The sequence below is a fragment of the Blastomonas sp. CCH1-A6 genome (assembly GCF_001556365.1).
GTDB classification, from domain to species: Bacteria; Pseudomonadota; Alphaproteobacteria; order Sphingomonadales; family Sphingomonadaceae; genus Blastomonas; species Blastomonas ursincola.
In genome coordinates this window covers 1-7,048 of the sequence record NZ_LSIS01000038.1, presented here as the reverse complement: position 1 = coordinate 7,048, position 7,048 = coordinate 1, and the positions used below count along the sequence as shown (strand labels likewise).

Genomic DNA, 7,048 nt, shown 5'->3' with positions numbered 1-7,048 from the left:
GATGCGCAGGCTGCCGCTCAGCGATCCGGCCTCGTCGCGCGCAGCGGCTTCGGCGGCATCGGCTTCGTCGAGCGCCAGGCGAGCGCCGTCATAGAAACGCTGGCCGGCTTCGGTGAGGCTGTGGCTTCGGGTGCTGCGCACGATCAGCCTTATGCCGAGCCGGTCTTCCAGCAGCGCGACCGACTTGGACAGCGCAGGCTGGCCGATGCGCAACTGGCGCGCGGCGGCCGAGAACGAGCCGCAATCGACCACCGTCACGAAATGGCGCATCGCCTGAAGCCGGTCCATAACTCATTCCCTTCAGGAATGGATGTTAGCTCCCATACCTATCTACTACAAGAATCAGGAATGGCCTAATTCCTCTTTCGACCGCAGCCACCGACGGCCCGGCCAGAAGGAGACAGGGACATGACCACGTTCACCATTCACAGCATCGACACCGCCCCCGAAGGATCGAAGGACCGCCTGGCTGCGGTCAAGAAAGGCTGGGGCTTCATCCCCAAGCTGCAGGCGACGCTCGCCGAAAGCCCGGTGGCGCTGAAGGCCTATGACGACCTGTTTGGCCTGATCGCGGGCGAAGCGACGCTGAACCCCGCCGAACAGCAGGTGGTCTATCAGGCGATCAACGTCTTCCACGGCTGCGAATATTGCGCTTCGGGCCATACTTTCCTCTCGCGCAAGGCCGGCGTGCCCGAAGATGTCATCCAGGCGATCCGCAGCGTCCAGCCGATCGCCGATCCCCGGCTGCAGGCGCTGCGTGCCTTCGCCGAAACGGTAGCAGAGCAGCGCGGCTTTGCCGGCGACGCCGCCGTCGATGCGTTCCTTGCTGCCGGGTTCAGCAAGGCACAGGTGCTCGAGGTGGTGACGATCATCGCCGCCAAGGTGATCAGCAACTATACCAACCACCTCACCCACACGCCGCTCGAGGATTTCATGAACGATCCGTCGCTGCGCTGGCACGACCCCAAGGGACGTACACCCGAGCGCGGATGAGCCTGAACGGCATCCAGAAGGTCATGCCTCCCCGGTGGTCGCATGGCCACCGGGGCATGACCTGTCAGGGCAGCGCGACCGTCTGGACCTCGTCGCCACCGAAGCGCAGCGTCCGCGCGAATGTACCGCGCTTGACCTCGACCTGATTGACCTGGCGCGGATAGATGTCGCGCAGGATGGTGGTCTGGATCGCGACCGCCCTGGGACGGCCCTTCACCTGCCCCGCATAGTTCATCCGCACCTCGCGCACGCCGATATCGACGGACGATACCGCCAGCGGCACCTCCTGCCCGTCGGCGCGCAGTTTGAAATGCGCGAGCAGATAGGTCTTCAGCTCGGCAATCGCATCGGGATCGTCGAGGCTGGTCTGCGCGTTCGGCGCGATCTCGGCCAGCGCGGGTTCGAGATCATGCGCCTCGAACCGGTGCGACACGGTCACCTTGCCATCGGGTTCGAGCGTCACGACGCTCATCGCATCGTGCCCGCGATGCGCGCCTGCCTGCGGGGCGAGCATCAGGCTCGCTACCGCCGCCAAGATGGCAGAGAAACGCCGCATCATTTCGGCGCGCCGAAGGTGCGCAGCGAATCGGGCTGCACCTTGACGTCCGAATCCTTCATCCGGTTCTTGGTTTCCTCAGGCGTCTCGATGCCCAGCGTCTTGGGGTCGATCTGGCCGGTGTAGACATTGTTCGACCGGTCGGCATCGGCGGTTTCCCAGAGCGGATCGATCTCGGCGCGGGTCAGCGTCTTGGGGGTCACGAACTGCCAGGTCACCGCCTTTTGGTTGTAGCGCCAGACCTCTGCCGGGATGCGCGCGGTCTCGCTGGTGCCGTCGGAGAAATCCATCTTGAGGATCACCGGCATGACGAGGCCACCGCGATTGGAGAAGCTGAAGCGATAGAAATTGTCGGTCACCTGGCGTGCTGCCCTTTCCTCCGCGGTCAGGTCGGCAAAGGCCTCCGCCGCCTTGCGCTTGTCGGCGGCGGTGGCGTCGAGCGGGTCGATGCTGTCGTAGAAATCGCGCGTGGAAGGATCGCGCTCGACCACCGTCTGCTGCCCGGCATTGCGCGCGGCGGTGAGCGATCCCGGCTCGGCATCGCGCCGCTTCTTGCGCTCGGCCGCAGCGGCAGTCGCATCGGCAGGTTCGAGCGTCGCGCGCACCACCTTGTCGAGCGCGATATCGACATGGTCGGTCGAATAGAACCATCCGCGCCAGAACCAGTCGAGATCGACGCCCGAGCTTTCCTCCATCGTGCGGAAGAAGTCGTACGGCGTCGGGTGCTTGAACCGCCAGCGGTTGGCATATTCGCGGAAGGCGCGGTCGAACAGTTCGCGGCCCAGCACCGTCTCGCGCAGGATCGTCAGCGCGGTGGCCGGCTTGCCGTACCCGTTGGCACCGAATTGCAGCACCGAATCCGACTGCGTCATCAGCGGCATCTGGTTGGTCGAGAGCATGTACTCGGCGATATCCTTGGGCTCGCCGCGCCGCGCCGGATAGTCCTTGTCCCACAACCGCTCGGCCTGGAACTGCAAGAAGGTGTTCAGCCCCTCGTCCATCCAGGTCCATTGCCGCTCGTCGGAATTGACGATCATCGGGAACCAGTTGTGGCCGATCTCGTGGATCACCACGCCGATCAGCCCGTATTTGGCGCGCTCGGTATAGGTGAGGTTGCCGGTCTTCTTGTCCTTCACCGGGCGCGGGCCGTTAAAGGTGATCATCGGATATTCCATCCCGCCGACCGGCCCGTTGACCGACTGCGCCACGGGATAGGGATAGGGGAAGGCGAACTTGCCATAGACGTCGATGGTGTGCGCGATCGCCTTGGTCGAATAAGCATCCCAGAGCGGCCGGGCTTCCTTGGGGAAGAAGCTCATCGCCATGACCAACGGCTGATCGGCATAATCCTGTTTCACGCCCATCGCGTCCCAGGCGAACTTGCGCGAACTCGCCCAGCCGAAATCGCGGACATTGGTGGCGGAAAACACCCAGGTCTTCTCGCCCGAAGCCTTGCCGCGCTCGGCCGCCACCGCCTCTTGGGGAGTGACGACATAGACCGGGCTGGTGGCCGACTTGGCCTGTTCGAGCCGCTGGCGCTGTGCCGCGCTCAGCGCCTGGTCGGGGTTCTGCAGCACGCCGGTCGCCGCCACCACATGGTCGGCGGGCACGGTCAGCGCGACGCGATAGTCGCCGAATTCGAGCGTGAACTCGCCCGAGCCGAGAAACGCCTTGTTGTGCCAGCCCTCATAGTCCGAATAGACCGCAAGCCGCGGGAACCATTGCGCGCCTTCGAAGATGCAGTTGCCGTCCTCGCCCGGCTGGGTGAAGCACTCATAGCCCGATCGCCCGCCGACGACCTTGTTCTCGGCCATCGGGAACGACCATTCGATCGAGAAGCTGGTCTCGCCGCCATTTGGCGCGACCGCCTGGGACAAATCGATACGCAGCAGGCTGTCGACCACGGTGAAGGGCAGCGCCTTGCCGCTGGCATCGCGCACGGCGGTGATGGTAAAGCCGCCCTCCCATTCCTTCAGGCGCTTGAGCCGGCGGACTTCGGCGAGGCTGATCTTGTCGCCCGAGACCGTTTCGGTCATCGCCTCGATCGAATCGCGCTTGTACTGGTTCTGATCGAGCAGCAGCCAGAGATAAGGCAACGCATCGGGCGAATTGTTGACATAGCGCACCGTCTGGCTGCCGCTGACCGTGCGCTTCGCCTCGTCGAGCCGCGCCTGGACGTCATAATCGACCTTTTGCTGCCAGTAGCGATAGCCCGGCGCGCCCGAAGCGTTGCGATAATCGGTCGGAGTCGGCCATTCCTCGCCCTCGAGCTGGCGGAACTTGTCCTCGTAGCTGCCCTTGGTCTGCTCGACCGGGCTGGCAATGGCAGCTGTAGAAGCCGCACCGATGGCGAGCGCGAGCAGCGAAGCGGAAACGGCGGAAAAACGGCGCAAGACAACCCCCTTTTCAGGGCGTTATCGCCCCTGAACGATCAGGCTGCTTGCATGTGATACTATTGCATGGTGGTCAATGCCCCGGCGCTTCGATTTGCGATGAAATGTAACGCTCACGGCAAGGCTGGCATTCAGCTCAGCGCCAGCACGCTGGTCATGATCACGCGCACCAGCTCTGCATGGCCACTGGCGCCGGTCTTGGCATAGATCTTCTTCGAATAGTTGCGCGCGGTTTCCTCGCTCAGCCCGAGCGTCGCGGCCGCGTCCCTGATGCTGGTCGCCTGGGCGAGCAGCCAGGCCAGCCGCGCCTCGCTGGGCAACAGGCCGAACATGTCGACCAGCTGTTCGCAGCGATCGGCCTGGCTGCGCCGGTCGCCGCTGACATAGACGATCACGCTGGCCGAGCGATGGCCCGAGATCGTGTCGCCCTGCAGCGGTGCCACCAGCATGTCGAGCCACGGGTCCCGGCTGAGATTGATCGCCAGCGGACGCACGGACCGCCCGGCGGCGACCTGCTTGAGATAACCGGCAAGCTGACGGTCCACCGCCGGGTCGGCAGGCACCAGCCGGTCATAACGCCCGCGCCTCAGCAGGCTGCCCCATTGGAACATCAGCCCGGCATTTTCGCTGGCTTCGACGATGCGGCCCTGCGTGTCGAGCGTCAGCCAGCCAATATTGAGGCGGTTGAAAGCCTCGCCCGTGACAGCCGAGCGGAAGCGTTCGCGTTCGAGCGCCGCAAAGCTGCGCAGCGCGATTCGCAGATGCGGTGCAAGCGCCAGGATGAGCGCACCTGCCGAAGAGCCGAGCGCAGAGCCCCCGGCGCAGGCGAGCCAGGCATCCACCCCGCTCGGCTCGGTGACGCGCACCGCGCGCAGGGCCCTGATCCGGGCATCCGCCAGCGCCTCATGATCGGCCGCAGCCGCGTGTTCGATAAGCTCCTCGAGAGCATAGCCGCGCCCCTCGCGCATCTGTCCGCCGACGAGCAATCGCCGGGCAGCGCCCGCAGGACCATCGCCTGCCACCAACTCCGCGACATCGCTCTGTCCCTTGGGGCGGATGGCGAGCAACGTCATGGCCGAACCGGTGCTGGCGCGCAGCCGTCGAAGAAAGTCGTCCCACAAAGGTGTCTGGAACATGCCCTCGTGCAGGGATTCGAGCAGGCCGGGGTCGAAACGCATGGATCTGCTATACCCTCCCATTTGGGAGGTTCAAGCCATTGTCCGTTATGCCATGTGCGCTGCATCCCAAAACGGAGCTATCCCGATGACCCGCACCCTCACCCATATCGAGCGCCTCGAGGCCGAAGCGATCCACATCATGCGCGAAGTGGTGACGCAGGCGGAAAAGCCGGTAATGCTCTATTCGGTGGGCAAGGACAGCGCGGTGATGCTGCATCTCGCGCGCAAGGCCTTCTTCCCGTCGCCCCCGCCCTTCCCGCTGCTGCATGTCGATACGACCTGGAAGTTCCAGGACATGTACAAGCTTCGCGACACCATGGCGCGCGAAAGCGGCATGGAACTGCTGGTCTATCAGAACCCCGAAGCAGCGGACCGCGGTATCAATCCGTTCGACCACGGCCCACTGCACACCGACATGTGGAAGACCGAGGGGCTGAAGCAGGCGCTGGACCTCTACGGCTTCGATGCGGCGTTCGGCGGCGCGCGGCGCGACGAGGAAAAGAGCCGTGCCAAGGAGCGCATCTTCTCGTTCCGCACCGCGAGCCATGGCTGGGACCCGAAGAACCAGCGCCCGGAGCTCTGGAACCTTTATAACGCGCGCAAGAACAAGGGTGAGAGCATTCGCGTCTTCCCGATCAGCAACTGGACCGAGCTCGATATCTGGCAGTATATCCAGCTCAATGCCGTGCCGATCGTGCCGCTCTATTTCGCCAAGGTCCGCCCCACTTTCGAATGGGAGGGGCAGCTGTTCATGGCCGATGACATACCAAGGCTGGAAAAGGTGCTGGGCTATCGGCCCGAGATCACCAATCGATCGATCCGCTTCCGTACCCTCGGCTGCTTCCCGCTGACCGGCGCGGTCGAAAGCACTGCGAGCACCCTGCCCGAGGTGATCCAGGAGACGCTGCTCACCACCACGTCCGAACGCCAAGGCCGCGTGATCGACAAGGACGCGGGCGGCGCGGGCATGGAGAAGAAGAAGCAGGAGGGCTATTTCTGATGGAACCCGTCGACCAGACCCCCGTCTATCAGACCGAAGCCCTGATCGCCGAGGACATCCTCGCCTATCTCGACAAGCACCAGCACAAGACGATGCTGCGCTTCATCACCTGCGGGTCGGTGGACGACGGCAAGTCCACGCTGATCGGGCGGCTGCTCTATGACAGCAAGATGATCTTCGAGGATCAGCTGGCCGCGCTGGAAGCAGACAGCAAGCGCGTCGGCACGCAAGGGGCGGAGATTGACTTCGCGCTGCTCGTCGATGGCCTCGCGGCCGAACGCGAACAGGGCATCACCATCGATGTCGCCTATCGCTTCTTCTCGACCGAAAAGCGCAAGTTCATCGTCGCCGACACGCCGGGGCACGAGCAGTACACGCGCAACATGGTCACCGGTGCCTCCACCGCCGACCTTGCCGTCATCCTGATCGACGCGCGCAAGGGCGTACTGACGCAGACGCGGCGGCACAGCTACCTCGCGCATCTCATCGGCATCCGCCATATCTTGCTGGCGGTGAACAAGATGGATCTGGTCGACTACAGTCAGGCGCGTTTCGACGAGATCGTAGCGGAATATCGGGAGTTCGCCGCGAGCATCGGAATTGCCGAATTCGTCGCGATGCCGATCAGCGGCTTCAAGGGCGACAACATCACCGCGCCCTCGCCCAACACGCCCTGGTATTCAGGGCCCAGTCTGGTCGAGCACCTCGAAACGGTCGAGGTCGACACGCCGACCGATCAGGCCAGGCCCTTCCGCATGCCGGTGCAATGGGTCAACCGTCCGAACCTCGATTTCCGCGGCTTTTCCGGACTGATCGCAGGCGGCACGGTGGAGCCGGGCGATGCCGTGCGCGTGCTGCCCTCGGGCAAGACCAGCACGGTCAGCCGCATCGTCACGCTCGACGGCGATGTCGAGCTGGCCGTGGCGGG

7 protein-coding genes are annotated in these 7,048 nt (G+C 64.3%); 3 read left to right on the top strand and 4 right to left on the bottom strand.

Going from position 1 to position 7,048, the window contains the following annotated elements:
* On the bottom strand, positions 1–288 hold a 288-nt coding region (locus AX735_RS01805), incomplete at its 3' end, for a LysR family transcriptional regulator (protein ID WP_156447387.1).
* Positions 289–408: 120 nt separating this feature from the next.
* On the opposite strand from AX735_RS01805, the gene AX735_RS01800 reads away from it, so the two are divergent.
* Positions 409–993 (top strand): carboxymuconolactone decarboxylase family protein, encoded by a 585-nt coding sequence (locus AX735_RS01800; protein ID WP_066274707.1) that lies wholly within the window; start codon positions 409–411, stop codon positions 991–993.
* 64 nt (positions 994–1,057) lie between these two features.
* Here AX735_RS01800 and AX735_RS01795 read toward each other — a convergent pair whose 3' ends face one another.
* The 3 genes from AX735_RS01795 to AX735_RS01785 form a co-directional block, all read right to left on the bottom strand.
* The gene (locus AX735_RS01795; protein WP_066274703.1) at positions 1,058–1,552 is read right to left on the bottom strand and encodes a DUF6702 family protein; all 495 of its coding nucleotides are present in this window, start codon (positions 1,550–1,552) and stop codon (positions 1,058–1,060) included.
* Positions 1,549–3,942: a M1 family metallopeptidase gene (locus AX735_RS01790; protein WP_066274697.1), complete on the bottom strand. Its 2,394-nt coding sequence runs from the start codon at positions 3,940–3,942 to the stop codon at positions 1,549–1,551. Before AX735_RS01790 ends, AX735_RS01795 begins: the two co-directional genes overlap by 4 nt.
* Before the next feature lie 131 nt (positions 3,943–4,073).
* Positions 4,074–5,120: a helix-turn-helix transcriptional regulator gene (locus tag AX735_RS01785; RefSeq protein WP_066274694.1), complete on the bottom strand. Its 1,047-nt coding sequence runs from the start codon at positions 5,118–5,120 to the stop codon at positions 4,074–4,076.
* 52 nt (positions 5,121–5,172) lie between these two features.
* On the opposite strand from AX735_RS01785, the gene cysD reads away from it, so the two are divergent.
* Both cysD and AX735_RS01775 read left to right on the top strand, forming a co-directional pair.
* Positions 5,173–6,120 carry a sulfate adenylyltransferase subunit CysD gene (cysD, locus tag AX735_RS01780; RefSeq protein ID WP_082750872.1) on the top strand — a complete coding sequence of 316 codons (948 nt, stop codon included), beginning with the start codon at positions 5,173–5,175 and terminating at the stop codon, positions 6,118–6,120.
* Positions 6,120–7,048: GTP-binding protein (locus AX735_RS01775; RefSeq protein ID WP_156447386.1), on the top strand; the 929-nt coding region annotated here is incomplete at its 3' end. The genes cysD and AX735_RS01775, both read left to right, overlap by 1 nt.

What these genes read in the sequence shown, in the direction of transcription:
- AX735_RS01800 (WP_066274707.1), top strand. Translation starts at nt 409, where the DNA reads ATGACCACGTTCACCATTCACAGCATCGACACCGCCCCCGAAGGATCG.
- AX735_RS01795 (WP_066274703.1), bottom strand. Translation starts at nt 1,552, where the DNA reads ATGATGCGGCGTTTCTCTGCCATCTTGGCGGCGGTAGCGAGCCTGATG.
- AX735_RS01785 (WP_066274694.1), bottom strand. Translation starts at nt 5,120, where the DNA reads ATGCGTTTCGACCCCGGCCTGCTCGAATCCCTGCACGAGGGCATGTTC.
- cysD (WP_082750872.1), top strand. Translation starts at nt 5,173, where the DNA reads ATGTGCGCTGCATCCCAAAACGGAGCTATCCCGATGACCCGCACCCTC.